The 21100-nt window shown below is 45.3% G+C and carries 20 protein-coding genes; 6 read left to right on the top strand and 14 right to left on the bottom strand.

The annotated features are described in order from the left end of the window. Positions 1–29: 29 nt before the first annotated feature. The 10 genes from IX91_RS10860 to bepA form a co-directional block, all read right to left on the bottom strand. The gene (locus IX91_RS10860; RefSeq protein ID WP_004747062.1) at positions 30–527 is read right to left on the bottom strand and encodes a nitrous oxide reductase accessory protein NosL; all 498 of its coding nucleotides are present in this window, start codon (positions 525–527) and stop codon (positions 30–32) included. Positions 528–539: 12 nt separating this feature from the next. Next, positions 540–1358, bottom strand: coding sequence for an ABC transporter permease (locus IX91_RS10855; protein ID WP_004747060.1), 819 nt, complete (start codon positions 1356–1358; stop codon positions 540–542). Beyond that, positions 1355–2272, bottom strand: coding sequence for an ABC transporter ATP-binding protein (locus IX91_RS10850; RefSeq protein ID WP_004747059.1), 918 nt, complete (start codon positions 2270–2272; stop codon positions 1355–1357). Before IX91_RS10850 ends, IX91_RS10855 begins: the two co-directional genes overlap by 4 nt. Beyond that, positions 2269–3642, bottom strand: coding sequence for a nitrous oxide reductase family maturation protein NosD (locus tag IX91_RS10845; RefSeq protein ID WP_236642804.1), 1374 nt, complete (start codon positions 3640–3642; stop codon positions 2269–2271). The genes IX91_RS10850 and IX91_RS10845 overlap by 4 nt, the downstream gene beginning before the upstream one ends. A gap of 70 nt (positions 3643–3712) precedes the next feature. Continuing rightward, entirely contained in the window at positions 3713–5605 is a 1893-nt protein-coding gene (gene nosZ, locus IX91_RS10840) for a TAT-dependent nitrous-oxide reductase (protein WP_004747054.1), read from the bottom strand. An 82-nt stretch (positions 5606–5687) separates the two neighbouring features. Continuing rightward, positions 5688–7835 carry a transcriptional regulator NosR gene (gene nosR / locus IX91_RS10835; protein WP_004747053.1) on the bottom strand — a complete coding sequence of 716 codons (2148 nt, stop codon included), beginning with the start codon at positions 7833–7835 and terminating at the stop codon, positions 5688–5690. A gap of 230 nt (positions 7836–8065) precedes the next feature. Then, positions 8066–8494, bottom strand: coding sequence for a DUF2069 domain-containing protein (locus IX91_RS10830; protein ID WP_004747052.1), 429 nt, complete (start codon positions 8492–8494; stop codon positions 8066–8068). Between the two features lie 2 nt (positions 8495–8496). Further along, a complete protein-coding gene (wrbA, locus tag IX91_RS10825; RefSeq protein ID WP_004747051.1) occupies positions 8497–9066 on the bottom strand; it encodes an NAD(P)H:quinone oxidoreductase in 570 nt (189 codons plus the stop codon). Beyond that, the gene (gene arsC, locus IX91_RS10820) at positions 9063–9407 is read right to left on the bottom strand and encodes an arsenate reductase (glutaredoxin) (RefSeq protein WP_004747050.1); all 345 of its coding nucleotides are present in this window, start codon (positions 9405–9407) and stop codon (positions 9063–9065) included. The genes wrbA and arsC overlap by 4 nt, the downstream gene beginning before the upstream one ends. A gap of 17 nt (positions 9408–9424) precedes the next feature. Then, entirely contained in the window at positions 9425–10879 is a 1455-nt protein-coding gene (bepA, locus tag IX91_RS10815; RefSeq protein ID WP_004747049.1) for a beta-barrel assembly-enhancing protease, read from the bottom strand. Between the two features lie 245 nt (positions 10880–11124). Between bepA and IX91_RS10810 the strand changes: the two genes are divergently transcribed. From IX91_RS10810 to IX91_RS10800, 3 genes are all read left to right on the top strand, one after another. Next, on the top strand, positions 11125–11367 hold the full coding sequence (locus tag IX91_RS10810; protein WP_004747047.1) for a sulfurtransferase TusA family protein: 243 nt from the start codon (positions 11125–11127) through the stop codon (positions 11365–11367). Continuing rightward, complete coding sequence (locus tag IX91_RS10805) at positions 11368–12432, top strand: AI-2E family transporter (protein ID WP_004747045.1); 1065 nt, start codon at positions 11368–11370, stop codon at positions 12430–12432. Positions 12433–12639: 207 nt separating this feature from the next. After that, the gene (locus IX91_RS10800) at positions 12640–14511 is read left to right on the top strand and encodes a methyl-accepting chemotaxis protein (protein WP_004747042.1); all 1872 of its coding nucleotides are present in this window, start codon (positions 12640–12642) and stop codon (positions 14509–14511) included. Positions 14512–14574: 63 nt separating this feature from the next. On the opposite strand, the gene bcp is transcribed toward IX91_RS10800, so the two are convergent. Then, entirely contained in the window at positions 14575–15045 is a 471-nt protein-coding gene (bcp, locus tag IX91_RS10795; RefSeq protein WP_004747041.1) for a thioredoxin-dependent thiol peroxidase, read from the bottom strand. A gap of 12 nt (positions 15046–15057) precedes the next feature. After that, positions 15058–15600, bottom strand: a complete 543-nt coding sequence (locus IX91_RS10790) for a glycine cleavage system protein R (protein ID WP_004747040.1) — start codon at positions 15598–15600, stop codon at positions 15058–15060. Positions 15601–15899: 299 nt separating this feature from the next. Between IX91_RS10790 and dapA the strand changes: the two genes are divergently transcribed. Together dapA and bamC are read left to right on the top strand one after the other, a co-directional pair. After that, entirely contained in the window at positions 15900–16778 is an 879-nt protein-coding gene (gene dapA / locus IX91_RS10785; protein ID WP_004747039.1) for a 4-hydroxy-tetrahydrodipicolinate synthase, read from the top strand. Between the two features lie 58 nt (positions 16779–16836). Beyond that, complete coding sequence (gene bamC, locus IX91_RS10780) at positions 16837–17862, top strand: outer membrane protein assembly factor BamC (RefSeq protein WP_004749442.1); 1026 nt, start codon at positions 16837–16839, stop codon at positions 17860–17862. Between the two features lie 81 nt (positions 17863–17943). Here the strand turns inward: bamC and IX91_RS10775 are convergent, their stop codons facing one another. After that, the gene (locus IX91_RS10775) at positions 17944–19269 is read right to left on the bottom strand and encodes a Na+/H+ antiporter family protein (RefSeq protein WP_004743388.1); all 1326 of its coding nucleotides are present in this window, start codon (positions 19267–19269) and stop codon (positions 17944–17946) included. A 26-nt stretch (positions 19270–19295) separates the two neighbouring features. Beyond that, positions 19296–19958 carry a ribonuclease T gene (gene rnt / locus IX91_RS10770; protein WP_004743387.1) on the bottom strand — a complete coding sequence of 221 codons (663 nt, stop codon included), beginning with the start codon at positions 19956–19958 and terminating at the stop codon, positions 19296–19298. Between the two features lie 228 nt (positions 19959–20186). Here rnt and motY point away from each other — a divergent pair, with 228 nt between their 5' ends. Beyond that, positions 20187–21038: a flagellar protein MotY gene (gene motY, locus IX91_RS10765; protein WP_415668817.1), complete on the top strand. Its 852-nt coding sequence runs from the start codon at positions 20187–20189 to the stop codon at positions 21036–21038. Positions 21039–21100: the final 62 nt, after the last annotated feature.

The following is a 21100-nucleotide window of genomic DNA, read 5'->3' as shown; positions in this document are numbered from 1 at the left end:
ACCATAGACTCAGATATGTTGTACCTGAATTACATAATGAGTTCTAAGGTAATGTCTTCGTATTGGTAGACTTTCCCACCGAAGCTTTTGCTAAAAGCTTTGGCGTCATTTTCTTCACTAAAACTTGCGAGAGTACTTCCCATCGCGCCTTTTTGGTTTGACCCGATAACATACCAGGCTGTTTTAGCATCGATAAAGTGCTCATCATTGGGTTTATTCCAAGGTGACTGGCTCATATCATGTACATAGACTTCTTGTACTAGGCGAGCGTTTTCAGGCTGGAAAAGAAAAGCAAACAGATCCCTTGTGGAACAAAACTTGTTGATGTCTTGTTTATCCTTCTGATACGACTCACCTTTTGGCCCTGGGAAATTGCTGATAATCATCCCGCATAAATGGCACTCATCAGCACTTTCTATTGCTACTGCGTCGCGTAACATGGTTTGCTGCGGATCTTCACCACAGCCAATCAATAGTATCGGGAGAAGTAGCAATCCGCACCATTTGGTTAAAAAACGTTTGGTCATTGTTTGCCTCGCTTATAGTTTTTTCTGTCTAAAAATGGCCATGGCAATTCCTAGCGGAACGAGGACCCATGCCACCATAGTGATAAGTAAAGTTTGAGTGGAATAGCTAGAGTTTATTACCACGGCGAGTACGCCACTGACATCAGAGGTATTGAGTGCTGATAGGTTTACTAATCGAAATAGATCTGCCGGGTTCAGCATCATTATTTGGACAAGGCTATGTTGTGAAAATCCTTCATCAACGCCAACAAGTAAGGCAAGCAGAGTAAGGTCAAACACCAATACAAAGAATAGCCATACCAGCAGAGCGGCTCCTGCGGCTTTAGACTTTTCGGCGGAGAGTAAGCTAATCACATAGGCTAAGCAGATGAAAACTAGCCCAAGCAAAATCGAGCTAAGGATAAAAAGTGCAAACGCACTAACAACGGCTTGCAAAGAGCTCGATAGGCTAAGTAAGACACCGGCACTGCCAAAGCCGATAAAAGTTGCTAATGAAATTATGCTGCCTTGACCGAGAAACTTGCCCAGTAATAATTGCGAGTGGCTAATTGGATAGGTCATAAGCAACAACAAGGTTCCTGATTCTTGTTCCCCGACAAAACTGTCATAGCATAGCAGCAAGGCAATGAGTGGGATAATGAACACCGACAAACTCGACAGGCTTGCGATTGTGGTTGAAAGCGAAGGTGTGCTGATTTGACCAGACGCGGCACTGCCATAATAGCTAAGACCTATGGCCAGCAGTGAAAAAATCAATGTTATTGAAACTAACCAACGGTTTCGTAACCCATCTTGAAATTCTTTTATTCCAACGGCGATGATTGGGTTCATAGTTTTACCTCCTTTTGCAAGCTATCGGAATGGCTAAGAAAGTACTGATATATCTGCTCAAGATTGGCTGGGGTGACTTGAATATCTTGTAAGCTCTCGTGGTTTACCAACTCTTTCACTACGGTCATTGTCTCTGACTCTGGGATGTGTAGGCAGTTAGGAGTTGTCATAAAACCTGTAAGTCTTGGGTGAGCCGCCAACGCCCCATTTAGACCTTGGGTTTTGATCGTCACAGGGAGTTGAGCTTGCTGACGTAGACTTTCCAATGTACCAGTTGCAATGCATGTGCCTTGCGAAAGAATCATGGCTCGGTCGATATGCTTTTCAACACCGGGTAAAACATGTGAGCAAAGTAAAACGCTGGCACCTTTGTCTTTAAGTTGGTCAACACTGGTATAAAAGTCTTGTGTTGCTATGGGGTCCAAGCCTACGGTGGGCTCATCGAGCAGCAATAGTTTCGGCTCTCCCAAAAAGGCTTGCGCAAGACCAAGTCGTTGCCTCATACCTTTTGAGTAATGCTTAACCTTCTGATTTCTGGCGTCGTGCAGCCCAACGTCTTGAAGCAGAGATTTAACTTGTCCCTTAGGTACAGATTTAAGGCGAGAAAAATATGTCAGTACTTCTAAGCCAGTGAGCTGATCATAGAAAGAGACGTTTTCAGGAAGATAGCCAATTGATTTGCGACTATGCCAAGCCTGCTTCGAGCACGGATCAGTATCAAAAACGCGCGCGGTTCCAGAGGTCACATCAATAATCCCCAGAATGACCTTCATCATGGTTGTTTTCCCGGCGCCATTGTGACCGAAAAGCCCTAGCGCCTCTCCTGCCTTAAGGGTCAGATTCACTTGATTGAGTGCTCGAAGTTGTTTGTATTGCTTAGAAACATTGTCGAGTTGAACAATAGCTAGACTCATGAATGACTTTCCTCTTGGTCAGAGCAGGTGGAGATAAGTGTTGAACTTGATTCGGAATTAGTGAGACAGGCAACAGCGGGGTGGCTCTTTGTTTGTCCGTCTTTTTGGTGTATCGGAGACATGAGTGGGTGAGAATCTTTTACTCCGGCCGGTTTTAATAGGGGAAACTGCTTCTGAATCCAGCGCAGCATCAACACCGCAGGACTATCAAGCAGGACTCTAGATTCAGGGTATTGCCATACTAGCTTGTCGATACCATCATTTGGCTCAAAGGGAGTATCGCCGATATTGTCATTATCTAAGTCCCATCCAAGATAATTGCTCCAGAAGTTACCAACGCTTTGTTGACTCCACTCTTGCTCGCGGGTGGAGACGTATTTAACTTGTGTAGGGTTATTGATGAAACTGTTACCGAAAATTTTCCCATTCTCAGAACCCGCAGTGAGGTGAATGCCAATTTCTGCGGTGTTAATGGTGTTGTAGCTCAAGGTGTTGTAGCTCGAGTTGTAAACGAATATCCCTTTCCCTTCGCGACCAACCACTTTGTTTTCTGGTTTGGTCCAAACATTGTTTAGTGTGTTGTAGGAGATGTCTGAGTAAGTAATAAAATTCATCAAAATTCCGTAGTCCTCGCTACTCAGGCTACGGTTTCCTTTGACAGTTAGCTGTTTTGAACTCATTAGGGCATAGCCCGCTCGAGTATTGTAGGCCAGATTATCGATGACTTGATTGTGATGAGAGTACATATAGTGCACGCCGTAACGCAGGTCATGCATGGTATTGCTTCTAAGTTCGCTATCGGTACTTGATATGATGTATAAGCCATCTCGAGTCTGGCTAACTTGATTGCCAATAACGCGTGCGTTCTTCACGCCGGAGAGTTGGATACCATTACCGCGGTCAGCGGAGCGAAGCTGAGGGTTGCCAACAATGGTGTTGTTCTCAATCAAGATTTGTTGAGCACGTTGGGTCCAGATTCCAAACCCGTCACCTTGAAGGAGGTTATTGCGGATCACTAAGTGACTAAGAGACTTATCGCTATACACTCCGGCATTTTGCTCTGTTAGATCATCACCCCAGTTAACGATTTTTAAGCCATCGATGGTTACGTTTGAAGATAATAGTGTGAGGGCATTGCCCGTTCCCTGTGCATCAATGATAGCCTCATGAGTGCCGCGCAGAGTCATTCCATGCTTGATGGTGAAGTTGCCTAGATAGCGACCATTTGTCAGCGTGACTATATCGCCTTCGCTAAGGTTATTGAGCACACTCTGTAGGTCATCCTCGGTCGTGACGGTAAATTCACTACTGCGAGTAATGTGGCTAAAAAGTATTGCGATGAGGAACAATAGCGAACAAGTTATTTTCAATGGCTTTCCCTTCTGGACATTGGCATCGTGGGGGAGCCTTGCCTCTACTGCTAGAGGCAAGGACTTAGTGTTACGCTTCTACTAGCATTCGACCGCGCATCTCCATATGGAGAGCATGACAGAACCAGTTACAGTAGTACCACTGAACGCCCGGCTTATCAGCGACGAAGGTAATGGACGCGGTTTCCTGTGGACTGATCTCCATTTGAACACCGTGGTTCGTCATACAGAATCCATGGGTCACGTCTTCAATCATATCTAGGTTAGTGACGACTATGGTGACTTCATTACCCACTTTGACTTTAAACTCGTTCATGCCAAATGTTGGTGCCACTGAGGTCATGTAAACGCGTACCTTGTTACCATCGCGGATAACTTTGTTGTCTGTCATCACGTTCACGCCATCTTTTTTCGCCATTGCGACGGTTTCGGCGAAGATAGGGTCGTTACGATCCCAGATCTTATTAGGTTTCACTTTACTGCGATGAATAATGGTGCCGTCATGTGGTTCGGCAAAGGTAGGTCCATCGTGTACCAACTTCATTTCGTCGCCAGAGATATCAATCAACTGGTCATTTTCTGCTTTCAATGGCCCAACAGGTAAGAAGCGGTCTTTAGAGAATTTACATAATGATACCAGCCACTTACCATCAGCATCGCGTGTTTCACCGCTAGAAGTGCTGTTGTGTCCTGGTTGGTAATGAACATCGATTTTTTGACGGATGTAATTGACCTTTTCGCCGTTGTAAGCGCGGATTGCCTCTTCGATGTTCCATTTTGCCACCTGACTATCGAGGAACAGAGTGGTGTAAGCATAGCCATTTTGGTCAAATGCGGTATGCAGAGGACCTAAACCTAGCTCTGGTTCACCTACAATAGTGTCGCGAGGTTTAATTTTGTCTTCGAATAGATCGTCAAGCTTAGCGATAGAGATGATTGAAACTGTTGGCGAAAGCTTACCATTAGCCATGAAATACTTACCGTCTGGCGACGTGTTCATGCCGTGGGGTGATTTAGGTACTGGGATATAGCGAGTTAAATCTGAACCTTTTCGGCCGTCGAGGACAGGGACTTTGTTGCCATTGTAGGTTTGGAATTTACCCGCTTTAAGGGCTGCTTCACACCGAGCGAGGTTGAAAACCACCACATGATCGCGTTCGGCAGTGATCATTTCTCCAAGATTCATTCCCATTTCAGAGTTGTAACAAGTAGAGGCAAAGTATTTACCATCGTAGTCGGCATCGGTGTTATCCAAGTTACCGTCCACCATTACTTGGAAAGCCACTTCCATACTTTCGGCATCAATAACGTTAAATAGGGAGCGGTAGGTGCTGACATCTTCCAGTGTCGCCTTACCATCGTTGTTCATTGGAATCTCAAATTCACTATTGCAGATGACATACTTAGTTTCAGGGACTTTTTGTACACGTAAGCCATGAATCGCCTGCACATTTGGGATAGTAATCATCTTGTCGACTTTCATTACATCACAGCGAATGCGCGCCACTCGAGAATTTGCTTTGTCGTTGATGAATACATACTTTCCGTTATAACGGCCGTCCGTCATACTCATATGCGGGTGGTGAGAGTCTCCTGACATGATATGAGCGCTATCGCCTTTGATGCGTTTACTTTCATCGGTAAACCCCCAACCAGTGGCACTACAACTGTTGAATACGGGGATGCGCATTAACTCGCGCATAGAAGGAATACCCAGAATGCGAACTTCTCCGGAATGACCTCCACTCCAGAAACCATAGTATTCATCTTGTTCACCAGGGTGAACAAACGGGCTATTAGCCATCTCCTCAGCTTGGGCTTTGGCCATAGAAGCAAATACGGCTGCTGTCATAGGGGCCGTGGCAACGCCTAACCCCAGTGCCGCACTCTTACCGAAAAATTTTCGGCGCTCAGAGTTGATTGGCAAGTTGTTATCCTCATATTTACTCTTATCATCGCTCATTGGTAAATCTCCGTTTTACGTTATTGTTCACTGATATTGGGTAACGGCTAGAACTTGCTCACCAATCACTTCTCTTGGCGGTTTACAATTGTGTTACTGGTATATCAGAACTCATTTGTTGACGTTTTTTACGTGCCATTTTTTTCAATGGTGGGCACTTACCATCGTTGGAATAGGTAATTTGACAGTCGAGGCAATAGTGACATTCGCGCATGTTGATCACGCCATCTGGATGGATAGCTTGGATCTCGCACTCTTTCGCACATATTTTGCAGGGTGAGCCACATTCTGGACGACGCTTAAGCCAGTCAAACAGGCGAACGCTGTTAGAGATCGAAAGTGCAGCGCCCAAGGGGCAAAGGTAGCGGCAAAAAGTTTTTCGGTTAAAAAGGTTGAGAGTGAGCAAAAATACGGCCCATGCAATAAAAGGCCACTCTCGGTCAAACTTAAGTAAAAAGGTGGTTTTAAACGGTTCGATTTCAGCAAACTGCTCGGCCAAAGCGAGCGAATCCAGTGAAATGGCAAAGAGTGCCAGTAAGATTAAGTACTTTATGGCCCAGAGTCTTTCATGCACTGCCCAAGGCAGCTCAAATTGAGGGACTTTTGCGTAACGAGCCACTTGGTTGATGAGTTCTTGTAATGCACCAAAAGGGCATAGCCAGCCACAATAGACAGCACGTCCCCACAGCAGCATGGTTACGGCAGCCGCGCACCAAAGAATAAAGATAATCGGGTCGAGGAGGAATAAGTCCCACGAGAATCCTTTGAACAACGATTGTAAGAAAGTAAATACGTTTACGACAGAGAGTTGTCCTCCCCATGTCCAGCCTATGAAAACAACAGTAATGACTAGAAACCCATGGCGCAAGCGGTGCATAAAGGTCGGGTGTTTGACTAATATATCTTGGAAGAACAGGATCAGAATAAGCACGCCAATTAAGCTTAACAGTGTTACTACTTCCCACTGGCGCTCCTGCCAAACCTGTTCTGTTAGGCTGAGCGGTTTAGGTGGAACAATGGCTGGTGGTGTATCCACATAGTGTTCGAGAACATCATAGTCACCTTTAAAACTGGTAAAGACACTATCTATTGGACCGGTTTGTCTTCTGACTAACAACTCTATCTGCCAACTGGCACCAGGATCAAACTCGTGATGTGCTTGGACTTTGAAGATCGACATCTCCTTGAATCTGGGTACACCTAGTGCATACAAGTCCGTGACTCGGGTGTGGTCTAAGTCGCGAAATGAGATTTCATTGTCTTTCTGGTGTACTTGCAGACGATCGAAGATCCCACCGCGAACATATCCTGAACCTTTGTAAGAATACCCATTGCCGAATACGGCTATCAGGTGTTCGCCAGGTTGGAGATCTTTGGTCAGCCATTGGTACTCTGATTCGCCAAATAAGTTGATGCCTATGCTCGGGATATCAGCTAAGGCGTAATAGACTTCGGAAAACATATCCTTGCTTTCTGACTCTGGTACAGTGTCTATGTTTTCGGCTTTGGTACCATCAAACGCTTCCTGAACCGTTGCATTGGTCAGGTACAGTTTTCGAATTGAGCCATCGCCAGTGAGATCTAACCAGCTCTTTTTTTCGAAGATATCTTTTTTAATCGTCGAAATAGGCTGAATAATGCCGTTTGTGGGAGTGATGATCCCCAGTGATTCCGCCGCTTTAGTTGCCGCTTTAGTGATGGCAACGTTCATTACCATGACGGTTACCGTTGCACCTGACAAACCATCTATAGGGACATATCCTTGCTCGGTTTTTCCACCGACTTTGATTCTGTCTTTGACCGAAAGGCCGACATATTGATCGCTAAACTCCCCAAGTTTACTTTCAGGTATGCCCGCTAAGATTATCGGCTCATGATGCTCAAGCACTTTTGACGCAAGATACTTTCCTTCTGGGTCGATAACCACAAGCATATTGACAGGCTCGCCTGAGTAAGCTGGAATTCTCGCAATATCGTCGGTTTCAAATGCATAGCCTAAAACACCTTCGGCACCTTCTATAGTGCGGATTAGAGGTTCACCTTGCTTATCGGATATCGATGTTAAATTGGGAAAGACTTCTTGAATTAGTGGGATTGGATCTTTTGGCGGACTAACGAATAAAGCTTGAGCAGAGAGAGAGAAGAAAAACAGCGCGCAGCAACAGAGCGATATGATTCTGGAGACAAACCATGCTCGGCTCGCATTAACTAACTTAGCTTTGTGTTCCATTTCAGGCTCCCTGCGAAGCAGAACAAACAATGCACTGTAGGTTAATGTATGAACAGTAGAAGAAATTGATTTAAATCATTAATAGCTAATTAACGACTTATTGACTTGGTAAACTTTAAGCTTAGTCACGTAAACAAAATGTTTTTATTTGTTTAATAGAATGTCATTATTTTTTATTGTGGTTATTGCGTGCAGAGAAGCTATCTCTGCACTAAGTTTATCTAAAACGGTTACTCACTCTCGCCAAATCGAGCTTTTTCTTCTTTCTCGACTTTAGACAATCTTTTCAGTTTCATGCCCAGTTCTTTACCTCTTGCTCTGGCGTAAAGAATATTGCCGAAGAAAGCGAGTGTAGTAAGAACAAGCTCAACAACTGCTAACCAACGTTCACCGTCATCGACGTACAAAATCGTAAATCCATGCAGGAAGTAGAGCATTAAAACGAAGTTGGCCCATGCATGAGTGTATGGCTTTCCGGCTAAAATGCCTGGCAATGGAAGCAGAAGCGGCACTGCCCAAGCAATCGCTAGCGTAGTACTACTGATATGTGGATGCGGAGAAAGCGATAGCTGCCACATCATGATCCAAGCGAGTAGAGCAAGATTACCAAACAGAGCCAATAGGCGATAAAGCTTAGTTGTTGATTGCATCTCTTGCATGTTTATTGATCCTTCAATTTTAAAGCAGTTTGGGCTAAGCGCTTGCCGAGTTGTTGCGATAGTTCAATTTCATCTTCGCTGAGTGTCGAACCAGAAGAACTTACTGATGTTGCTCCGTAGGGAGTTCCACCGCTTTGCGTGGTATGAAGCTTAGGTTGCGAGTATGGGATCCCCATAATCATCATGCCGTGGTGCAACAACGGAAGCATCATGCTTTGCAGCGTAGTCTCTTGACCGCCATGCAGGCTAGATGAGGAGGTAAACACACACGCAGGCTTGTCGATCAGGTCTCCAGATATCCAAGCAGAGGTGGTTTTATCCCAGAAATGCTTAAGCGGAGCCGCCATATTGCCGAACCAAACTGGGCTACCCATTGCTAGGCCATGGCATTGCTTTAATTCGCTGAGTGTGATGATCGGATCATCCGCGGAGCTTTCGCCCTCAATTTCATCAACCGTGCGCAAAATCGCTTCACACTGAGGGATGGACTCCACCCCTCGCGCTATCTGCCGAGCAATAGCTTGTGTCGAACCATGTCGACTGTAATACAAGACGACGATTTGGCAACTCATAGAATGTCTAGTACTTGCTCCGGTGGTCGACCGTGCTTCGCCTTACCATTCGCAACAACAATCGGGCGCTCAATCAGTTTTGGGTTTTCAACCATGGCTTTAAACAAGGTCTCATCATCGGCAGACTTGAGTTCCAGTTCTTTGTAGATATCTTCTTTGGTGCGCATCATATCGCGGACTTCTGAAACACCTAGTTGAACCATCAGTGTTTTCAGTTCATCGATACTCGGTGGTGTCTCTAGATATTTAACGATTTCTGGCTGAATGTTTTTTTCTTCTAACAGAGCCAGTGTTTGACGGCTTTTAGAGCATCGAGGGTTGTGATAAATCACGACTGACATAGAGTTTTCTCCATTTATTATTGTAGAGCAAAGAAACGATCCCTTTGAACCATGAGCTGGTCAATGCGGGCATCATATCTTGCTTGCTTCAAGCTTCCTAGCTCAGCGATTTGGCTAGCTTGGGTGTAATACTGAATGGCTTTGTTCCAATTTGCTTTTAGCGCGAGGATTTCAGCGCGTGCGGCTAAGTCTTCGTCACTGACACCTAGGTGAATATTGGCTTCAGATAGTAAGTGCCAGCCATTCACATCTTTTGGATTATCATGGGTGTAACGCTGCAGTACTTTTATCGCTTCTTCGTTTTTATCTTGCTCCATCAAAACGTTAGCGTAGTTGATCGTCAGTACCGCATTGTTAGGTGCCGATTTTAAAGAGCGCTCAAGCATTTGTTCTGCTTTTTCTGGTTGTTTCATTGCGATGTAGAGATCAGACATCGCATCCAGATAAAAACGGTTATAAGCATCAAGCTTTAATAGGCTTTGTAAAATGGTGTGCGCTTCTTCGAGTTGATTATTGTCTAAGTAAACTAAGGCTTTACCATATTGAAGAGACGGCTTGATATTCTCTGGTGCTCTTTTCTCTTTACGATTCATCCAATCGAGGGCAGCTTTACCTTCGATACCCGTATAGCGAGCCACTACTCTAGCGCGGGCAAGGTGGTAATTTAACGAAGGGTCGACTCGACGAGCAGGGTAGTTTTGCGCGCGGGCACGGCTGTCGGTAATACGATCTTCAGGTAGTGGGTGGGTCAGCAGCATTGGCGGTGGCTTACTCGCGTAGCGGAACTCATCGGCTAGGCGGCCAAAAAATCTTGGCATGGCATTTACATCAAAGCCCGCTTTCGCCATGGTGCTGATGCCAAATCGGTCAGCCTCTTTTTCGTTGCTGCGAGTATAGTTGATTTGCCCCTGCATATTACCCGCGGTGGTTGCAGTAATTGCCGCCATACCGGCTTGCGGTGATGCGATCGCTAATAGTAAAGAACCCGCTAAAGCGGCTAACGTAGCAGGGGAACGTCTTGCTTGCTCTTCCATACTTCGCGCTAAGTGGCGTTGGGTTACGTGAGCAATTTCGTGTGCGACAACAGAAGCCAGTTCACTTTCACTTTGAGCGTAAAGAAACAGACCGGAATGAAGCGCGACATAACCACCGAAAAACGCAAATGCGTTGATATTACGGTCGCGAATCATAAAGAAGGTAAACGGCGTTTTCACATCTGACGCATTGGCGACAAGGCGATGGCCTAAGCTATCAACATATTCATTCAGTACCGGGTCATTAATGATTGGCGAACTGCTACGAAGCATACGCATATAGGCATCGCCGTATTGCAGCTCTTGAGCGATAGTCAAAGTGCCGCTAGCCGCCGTGCCGATATCGGGAAGATTGAGGTTGTCTGCTAGCGTTGGAGCCGGAGTGCTTAAAGCGGTGGCAAGACAAAGACAAACGAGTGAGCGCGTATGTTTAAACATATTGGACAGGTAATACTCCGTTGATTTTTTCATCCTTGCTAAGCTTATATTAGCAAGACGGGTATACGCTTGGACACCATATCGCAGAGATGGTTTCCAATTCGTTAAGTGATTCATTCAGTGAATGTAAATACAACCATTCACTGTTAGGTAACAGTCGTGAGCTTGCCGCCATTATTTGCACTGACGCCTGCAAAAAAACACTATACAATACCTACCCGTAATAATAAGCATCGAGCGAAAGAATGGAACCGAATATTTTGGATTTACGCCAAGAACGTTGCCCTATGGCACTGTTACTTGCTAAGCGTCACACAAAAGATTTGGTTGCTGGAGAGCAAACTCTACTGCTAGTTTCTGATTCAAGTTCTTTCGCAGATATTACTCAGTATCTTCAAAAACACTTATTTGAACTAATCTGTGAAGAGAAGGATGGTTATTATCGAATGCAAGTCAGTCGAGCTACAAAACCAAAGGAAGTATGTTGAATGTTTGAAATGGTAAGTCGCTGGTATAAGCGACGTTTTTCTGATCCACACGCCGTAAGTCTTGTTGCGATTCTTCTTTTCGGCTTTATTACGATCTACTTCTTCGGCAATTTAATTGCACCGTTGCTGGTGGCAATCGTGCTTGCTTATCTGCTTGAGTGGCCTGTGGTGCAGCTTTCTCGCTTAGGTATTCCAAGAACACTGGCGGTTATTCTTGTTATCCTCGGCTTTAGTAGCCTAATGCTAGTCGCCATTTTCGGTTTGGTGCCGACGATCTGGGAGCAGGTTGGTAACTTAATCAATGATATCCCAACCATGTACGGCGGGTTGCAAGCCTTTATCGCCGAGTTGCCACACCGTTACCCAGAACTAGAAAACTTTCAAATCGTAGAGTCACTTGTCACAAATGCCAAAAACCAAGTGATTGTGATGGGCGAGACTGTTGTGAAGGGCTCACTTGCGTCACTGGTAAGCTTGGCCACCTTGGCGGTTTATTTGATTTTAGTGCCACTTTTAGTCTTTTTCTTACTCAAAGATAAAGACGAAATGTTGGATATGACCAGTGGTGTTTTACCGCGCAACCGTCGTTTGGCAACTAAAGTTTGGGATGAGATGAACGAGCAAATCTCCAACTATATTCGCGGTAAGGTAATGGAGATTCTCATTGTCGGTGGTGTCAGTTATGTCACCTTTGCCATCCTTGACCTTCGCTACTCAGTACTACTGGCTGTTGCAGTCGGATTCTCTGTATTGATCCCTTATATTGGTGCTGCGGCGGTAACTGTGCCTGTGGCAATTGTAGGCCTGTTCCAATGGGGCTTAACGCCACAGTTTTATTGGCTGCTAATTGCTTATGGCATCATTCAGGCTCTTGATGGTAACGTTCTGGTTCCCGTTTTATTCTCAGAGGCGGTAAACCTCCACCCTGTGGCAATTATTGTTGCGGTCCTCGTATTCGGCGGTCTATGGGGATTCTGGGGTGTGTTCTTTGCTATTCCACTCGCAACTTTAGTTAAGGCGGTTTGGAATGCTCTTCCAAGCCACGATGATGAAGTCCCGACATAGATAGTTTTGGCAACTGCAAACGATTACATAAAAAGCCCTAAAGTTGACCCTTTAGGGCTTTTTGTTTGTGCGCTAGTTGGCATTTTTGCCAGTATTGGAATTTACTTAAGCAGAGAATTGTAAGAAATTTCTTAAGTAAACGTTATCCGGGACGATAACTATACTAATTACAATAACAAAAAGCTTGCTGACTAATTGAGGGAAAATATGAAATTTAGCCAAAAGATCGTTGCGGCTTCATCAGCGCTATTGCTGGTAACTGTAACCCTGTTGTCGATTCAACAGCTAAGCACGGTAAAGCAGGAAGTCGAGGCACTCGTCGATACTAGTCTCACAGAGATGGTAAAAGGGGTGAAAAATACAGTGGTGTCAGAGATGGAGAGTAAAAAATCTCTGGCTCAATCTACGACAGAGGTTCTTGAGCTCGATCCTCAGAATCGACAGCTTGTGAAACAGATTCTTGAAAAACCAGAGCTAAAGGGAAGTTTCCTCGCAGTGGGCTTTGGTTACGAGGCAGATGGCTTCGTTGTCGAAAATGATGATGGCTGGGAAGCTGGTCCTGACTATGACCCTCGTGTACGCCCTTGGTTTAAAGATGCGAAAGCACAAGGTAAGTTAGTTGTTACTGACCCATATGTAGATGTCTCGTCGAAGAAAGTGATCATTTCTATTGGTACGCCAGTGAAAGAGAATGGTCAGTTTATGGCTGGCATGTTCTACGACATGGAATTGGGTGGTTTGGCTGACCTTGTCAACAGCGTGAACCTCCTTGATGCCGGTTACCTATTCATTGTTACCGCAGACGGTACGACGATTGCTCACCCACAAGCGGAAAATAATGGTGAGAACCTAACCAAATACCTGCCGCAAGCAAAAGTTCAGGAAGGCAACCAGAAGTTTGAGCAAGATGGTCAACGCTTACTTGTTCACTTTACTAAAGTCCCTTCAGAGAACTGGTACATTGGTGCTGTGGTTGACGAAGACATCGCTTTTGCTGCCGTAGACGACATGCGTAACAGCTCAATCCTTTACGTCGTGATTGGCGTGATATTAAGTGTGGTTGTCTTAAGCTTCCTAATCAAAGCACTGATGAAACCACTTGCGACTCTAAACGATGCTATTCAGGATGTTGCATCAGGTCAAGGCGATCTAACTAAGCGTTTGGATACCAATACTGATCAAGAGTTCGCCCAGTTAGCGGAAGGATTTAACACCTTTACTGAAACTTTGCAGAAACAGATTCAACAATCGAAAGCGATTGGTGCAGAAATCTTACGTGGCACTGAGATGACCGTCGTCGGCGCGCAGCACTCTGCTGGGGCAATGCGTAGTCAACTTGAAGAGCTAGAGCAATTAGCGACCGCGATGAACGAGATGGCGGTAACGGCGACCGAAGTAGCAAATAATGCGCAAGGTGCAGCTGCTGCGGCAAAAGAGGCTGATGATGCGACTCAAGATGGCTCGTCAGTAGTGAGTGATACTACTAACTCGATAGATATGCTCTCCTCTCGTATTGACCAAGCTGTCGAAGAGGTTCAAGGCCTTGAGTCGGCAACTGCAAACATTGAGACCATCTTGAAAGTGATTAATGACATTGCTGACCAGACCAACCTATTGGCACTGAATGCGGCAATTGAGGCAGCTCGTGCCGGTGAATCAGGACGCGGATTTGCGGTAGTAGCAGATGAAGTTCGCACCCTAGCGCAGCGCACTCAAGAATCAACGACAGAAATTCGTAGCATGATCGAACAGCTCCAAGCAGGTGCGAGTTCGGTATCTGCCGCGATGAATGAAAGTAAAAACACTGCAGTGGATGCGGTAGATAAAGCGCAAGCGGCCGATGGTGCATTGCAGCGCATTCGTGAAGCGATTCAACGTATCAGTGACATGAACATGCAGATCGCATCTGCAGCTGAAGAGCAGAGCTTGGTTGCTGAAGAGATCAACAGCAATACGGTGAAGATTAAAGATCTATCCACTCAAGTCGCTGATTCAGCAGAAGAAGCGAACATGGCAATGCAGGTTCAAACAGAAAATGTTCGTGAGCAAGACGCCATCTTAAACAAGTTTATTGTCTAGCAAGTCTAATGCTCCCAAGAAGCAAAAACGCCAGCGATGCTGGCGTTTTTTATATCAAGTAATTTACTTGTTTTCGTTCAAGTAATCTAACACCACCTCATGGTGTGTCTTTGTCTTGAACTTATTGAAGACATGCTCAATGACGCCTTCTTCGTTGATCAGGAAGCTAATACGGTGCAGACCATCGTAAACCTTACCCATAAACTTCTTCTCGCCCCACACGCCAAACTGGTCGGCAACTGCATGGTCTTCATCAGAAAGAAGCGTGAAGTTAAGTTCATCGCGTTCAATAAACTTTCCTAAGCGTTTTACAGGGTCGATGCTAACACCTAAAACCACAACGTTGTGAGCGTCAAGCTCAGCTTTAACATCGCGTAGGCCTTGTGCTTGAACAGTACATCCCGGAGTCATGGCTTTAGGGTAAAAGTAAAACAGTACTTTTTTACCTTTGAAATCACCGAGAGAGATAGTTTCGCCATTTTGGTCAAGTAAAGAGAAGGCAGGCGCTGGTGCACCGGCTGTGAGCGTGTTCATTGAGATTCCTTTTTATTGGCTGTTTTTTAAGAAATTTAGCGAGCCTTGTACGTTTAGCTTTTGACAAAGAGTATCGAAGTCTTCTTGCAGCTGCATCAGATTGCAACCAGAGTCTACTGAAGCAGTAATCGCGATATGAAATTGGTCGTTATCTGAGCCGATTTTTTCTTTATCAATGGTTTGCGCACTGAGTGACGAAAGCCCAATGTTCTTCTCAGCGAAAAAATTGGTGAACTTTTCAGTCAGCCCGGGTCTGTCATCTGACTCGACAAACACTTCTAAGGTGTAGGTATTATCAAGATGAGCGTGAGTAGAAGTACGCTTCATAATGGTGATCAGATCATGCTCTTGACCAAGAAGTGGCAAAGTGGTTTCAACGCGAGTCACTGCCGCGTTGTTGCCCGTGAGTAACATGATAAGGGTAAATTCATTGCCAAATAGGGCGATACGACTGTCAACAATATTGCATCCAGACTGAGTGACCAGGTGTACAACTTGATTGCATACGCCTGGGCGATCTGTTCCTACCGCAGTAATCACCAGATGTTGAGTCATAAGGTCACTTCTATCAAAATTAGGTTTATTAATGAGATAGCTTAGCACAGTTGCTTGGCAGAAAAATGGCCTCTGTGCGCTTTTCTATCTAGCTTTGAACGTATTTTAGTCTAACTCGTCGCACTCGGTTAATTCCTAACTTGATACTGACACGGACTGAAATGAAAGGAGTAAGTTGCCAAAGTTCTAACATCTGATAAATATTCATTCATTTAGGTGATTTAAGCGGCTTTAAGTGCTTGTCTTCATCAATCGCCTTACAGTACCATGCGATTAGTATCTAAATTAGGGAGAAAGACATGTTTTCAGGAAGTATAGTAGCGTTAATTACACCGTTTAATCAGGATGGCGAAGTAGACTACGTGAGCCTGAAGAAACTGGTGGAGTATCATGTAGCAGCGGGCAGTGATGGCATCGTTGCAGTGGGTACCACTGGTGAATCGGCGACGCTGACGATTGAAGAGCATGTCAAGGTGGTAATGAAGACGGTTGAGTTTGCAGAAGGCCGTATTCCTGTTATTGCAGGAACAGGAGCAAATGCGACTCATGAATCGGTGACGTTCAGCCGCCTATTAAACAATTCTGGCATTGCAGGTTGTTTGAGCGTGACTCCTTACTACAACAAACCGACTCAAGAAGGTTTGTTCCAACATTACAAAGCGATCGCAGAAGAGAGCGATGTACCACAAATTTTGTACAACGTACCGGGCCGAACTGCGGTAGACTTACTGCCAGAAACAGTAGCTCGCCTTGCAGAGATTGATAGCATTGTTGCACTTAAAGATGCGACAGGTGATTTAAGCAGAATTGCAATTCATCGTGAACTTTGTGGCGAAGATTTTATCTTACTAAGTGGCGATGATTCTTCAGGTCTAGATTTTGTTAAGCAAGGTGGTAATGGTGTTATTTCTGTTACCAACAATATTGCCGCTGAAGATATGGCGAAAATGTTCAGACTTGCGAGCGAAGGTAAGTACGAAGAAGCGGAAATCATCAATCAGCGTTTGATGCCGCTGCATAAAAACCTGTTCGTTGAATCAAGCCCAATCCCAGTGAAATGGGCTGCGCACAAACTAGGCCTAATTGATCACGGTGGTCTGCGTTTACCACTGACAGAGCTATCTGAAAATGCTCGTCCAATTGTGGCTCAAGCAATGACGGAAGCTTGCATTTACTAAATTTAAAGATGGATTGCCGGAGTGAAACCACTCCGGCATGTACGTATCAGGAGTTTCAATGAAATTGTCTCACCAGCTAGTCGTCAGTTCACTAGCTGTTTTTGTTTTAAGTGCTTGCTCAGGCAGTGCAGCGCAGCGTCGTCAGGCGAAGGATGACTTCGAATATTTAAACACACCACCTTTGAAAGAGTGGCAGCTAGCCGAGGGCGCGACGCCTCAGTTCTACACCAACTATGATATCCCACAGGGGAACTTTACTGGTGGAGTTGGCACCGAGGTGGATATTCGTTCCCCTCAGCAAATTCTAGAGCTTATACCTGGCGCGCGTGCTGAACGCAAACAAGGTGAAACAACGCTTTGGTTACTTCGTGAAGATGAACTGAATAAAGTTTGGCAAACTGCATTGAAGATGCTTCAAGAGCAGGGAATTACGATTCGTGAACAGACAGACACACGCCTAGAAACGGATTGGGTGACATGGACGGGAGAAGACGAAGAGGTTGAAATCGGTTCACGTTATGCCATCGAACGTATCTTGGTTGGTGGTCGTCATGGTTTCAAGATTTCCCTGATCGATTGGCGTGAAGGTGGTAAACAGGTGCCTGTTACCGCGACTAACAAAGAGCGTTATAACGCGTTGATGACTAACTTAGTGACTGCACGCTATGACCAAGACCTTCGCGAAGAAGCGGCGCGTAAAGCTCAAGAGTTAGTGAAGCAGATCCCTATTTCTATGGGCTCTGACCGCAGTGGCTTCCCAGTTATTATTGCTCGTACACCATACAATGTACTTTGGTTACGTCTGCCAACGCTACTTCCTGAAATGGGCTTTACTATCGAAGAGCGTAATCAGTCTCAAGGTACAGTGAAAGCCAAGTACGCGGCACCAGACGACGAGTTCTGGACTAAAATTGGCGTTAAACCAATTGGACTTGAGTCGGGAACTTATACTTTCCTACTTGGTGACCTTGGTAACCGTACTTCAATTAACGTCACTGACTCAGCGGGTAAACCGGTAGAAGAAGCTTTACTAGAAGATATGGTCCCTGTTATTGCGGCAGTTGCTGAACAAACAGAACAGTAAAGCGCTGATAGAACCCACAAAAAAAGCTGACACGATGTCAGCTTTTTTTATACCTATCCACCACAAGGTGGAGAAGATGAATTACAGCACCATAGCGGCAATCCAGCCAAATACAATCAATGGAATATTGTAGTGGATAAAGGTAGGTACTACCGTTTCCCAAATGTGCTCGTGTTGACCATCAGCGTTTAGACCTGATGTTGGGCCTAGCGTTGAGTCTGAAGCTGGAGAGCCAGCATCACCAAGTGCTGCTGCTGTACCAACTAACGCGATGGTTGCCATTGGCGAGAAACCAAACGCTGCCGCTAGAGGCACATAGATGGTTGCAAGGATTGGAATGGTCGAAAATGAAGAACCAATACCCATAGTTACCAGTAGACCAACAACCAGCATTAGCAGAGCCGCTAACGGTTTGTTGTCACCAATGCTTGTCGATAGTGCTTCAACTAGCGACTCAACGCCACCTGTTTGCTTCATTACCGCGGCAAAACCCGCTGCTGCGATCATAATAAAGCCAATCATCGCCATCATGTGGACACCCTTGGTGAAGACATCGTGCGTCTCTTTCCACGCAATAACGCCACCAAAAGTAAATACCATAAAGCCTGCTAAGCCACCGATGATCATCGAGCCAGTAGAAAGCTGTACGCTCAATGCGGCGACAATACCTGCTGCTGCAACAAGAATGTTCTTCTTGTTGATTGATTTCGGGTTTTCTTCTACATGAGTCAGTTCCGTTTCTTGGTACTGACGAGGTTTACGGTAGCTAAAGAAAATCGCTGTAAGCAGACCAAAAATCATACCTGCAGCCGGCAGTAGCATCGCGACTGGTACTTGGCTAGCCACTACGTTGTCTAAACCGTTCTCGTGCAGGTTTTTTAGCAGAATGTTGTTGAGGAAAATACCACCGAAGCCAATTGGTAGAACCATATAAGGTGTCACCAAACCGAACGTGAGTACACACGCAATCATACGTCGGTCTAGGTTAAGCTTGGCAAACACGCCCAACAGTGGCGGAATAAGAATCGGGATAAAAGCAATATGGACAGGAATAACGTTTTGCGACGACATAGTGACAAGCACTAAAGCGATCAGCACTGCGTATTTTAGACCAGTAGAAGCTGATGCATTCTCTTTGCCGTGGATACGTTTGATAACGCTATTTGCTAAAAGGTCGGTAATTCCAGAGCGAGAGATAGCAACAGCGAAAGTACCAAGCATGGCGTAGCTAAGTGCGATAGTAGCACCGCCTCCAAGTCCGCTTTCGAAGGCTGCAACCGCTTGATTAAGTTCCATGCCAGAAACCAAACCACCTACAATTGCGCTAAATGTCAGTGCAACGACGACATTCACGCGCATCAGTGCTAAGGCAAGCATGACACATACAGAAATGACAACAGGGTTCATAATTTACTCGTGTGTTGTGTTTACATTTATTCTTTTATTTCTTCTTCAGTAGCATCAATCAACGGCCAACCACCTAGGGCTTTCCATTTGTTGACGATACCGCAGAAGAGCTCTGCCGTTTTTTGGGTATCATATAGAGCAGAGTGGGCTTCTTTATTGTCAAACTCCATCCCAGCGGTCTTGCATGCTTTAGCCAGTACTGTTTGACCATAGGCCAAACCACTTAACGTTGCAGTATCAAACGTTGCGAAGGGATGAAAAGGGACGCGTTTAAGCTTGCTACGCTCGCTCGCTTCCATCACGAAGCTGTGATCGAAATTTGCATTGTGAGCTACCATAATTGCACGGCTACAATCTGCGGCTTTTTGCTCTTTGCGCACCAACTTATAAATCTCTTTGAGAGCTTCAGATTCTGTCACTGCGCCACGAAGTGGGCTAAACGGGTCTCGAATACCGTTAAATTCGAGAGCTTCTTTTTCTAAGTTAGCGCCTTCAAATGGCTCGACATGAAAGTGAATGGTTGAGGCAGGGACAAGATCGCCGTTTTCGTCCATTTTTAAAGTAACGGCGCAGATTTCGAGTAGCGCATCGGTCTTAGCGTTGAACCCGGCAGTTTCTACGTCAATAACGACAGGAAAGTAGCCGCGAAATCGTTTTTTTAGCGTCAATGCTTCGTTTTCAATAGTCATGTGTGCTTAAAATTATGTGACAGGGCAGGCATTATTGCAGATTCTTTAAGCGAGAAAAACCGTTAATGCTGATTGAAAATGAATCATTGGTAATTTGTCCTATACAAATCAGTTGGCGGGATTTTTGCATTGATATTTGTGAAGGTAATCGGGTGGCAAAAATAGCGGCCCAAATAGAGTTAAGAGATGAAGTATTCTATGAAGAAGTGGTTGGCTCCTAGTATTGCAATGGCAATAACAGCGTTTACTCCCAATGCGTTAGCGTTGGAGAAACACTATGTGGCCAAACCTCAGCAGTCCATGTGGCAAATGGTTGCCAATACGCCACTAGAATGCCGTCTTGTTCATCCTATTCCGAATTATGGCGATGCGGTTTTTTCGTCGTATGCGAGCAAAAAAATCAACCTCGATTTTGAGCTTAAGATGAAGCGCCCAATGGGACAGACTCGCGATGTAAGCTTGATCTCCATGCCACCCGCTTGGAGACCTGGCGACAGTGCTGATAGATTGACCACCATCCGCTTCTTCCAACAGTTTGATGGCTATGTTGGTGGTCAAACCGCTTGGAACATTTTGGGTGAGCTGGAGAAAGGTCGTTATCCAACGTTCAGCTATCAAGAGTGGCGAAGTCGTGATCAACGTGTAGAAGTCGCACTTTCTTCAGTGCTGTTCCAACAATCGTATAATGTGTTTAGCGACTGTGTTGCCAACCTGCTTCCATACAGCTTTGAAGATATTGCCTTTACGATTCTTCACTATGATCGTACTAGTGTTGAGCTCAATAAACAGTCGCAGAAGCGATTGGCACAAATAGCCGAGTATATTAAGCATAATCAAGACATCGATCTGGTCTTGGTGTCGACCTATACCGATGCAGAAGATGGTAAAAGTGTCAGTCAAAGTCTTTCTGAGCGCCGCGCTGAAGTTCTAGAAGAGTACTTTAAATCTCTTGGTTTACCTGACGACCGAATTCAGGTCCAAGGCTATGGTCGTCGACGTCCAATCGATGACAATGCTTCACCAATTGGCAGAGATAAAAACCGACGAGTGGTTATTTCGCTCGGTAGAACGCAAATTTAATTTCTATCGGATATGAGAAAGGCCAGATACTCTCTGACCTTTTTTTATTCCGTTTGGCGTGC

This window comes from Vibrio tubiashii ATCC 19109, assembly GCF_000772105.1.
In the GTDB taxonomy this organism is placed as follows: Bacteria; Pseudomonadota; Gammaproteobacteria; order Enterobacterales; family Vibrionaceae; genus Vibrio; species Vibrio tubiashii.
The sequence above is the reverse complement of the archived record's forward strand: the minus strand, read 5'-3'. Positions and strand labels throughout refer to the sequence as shown.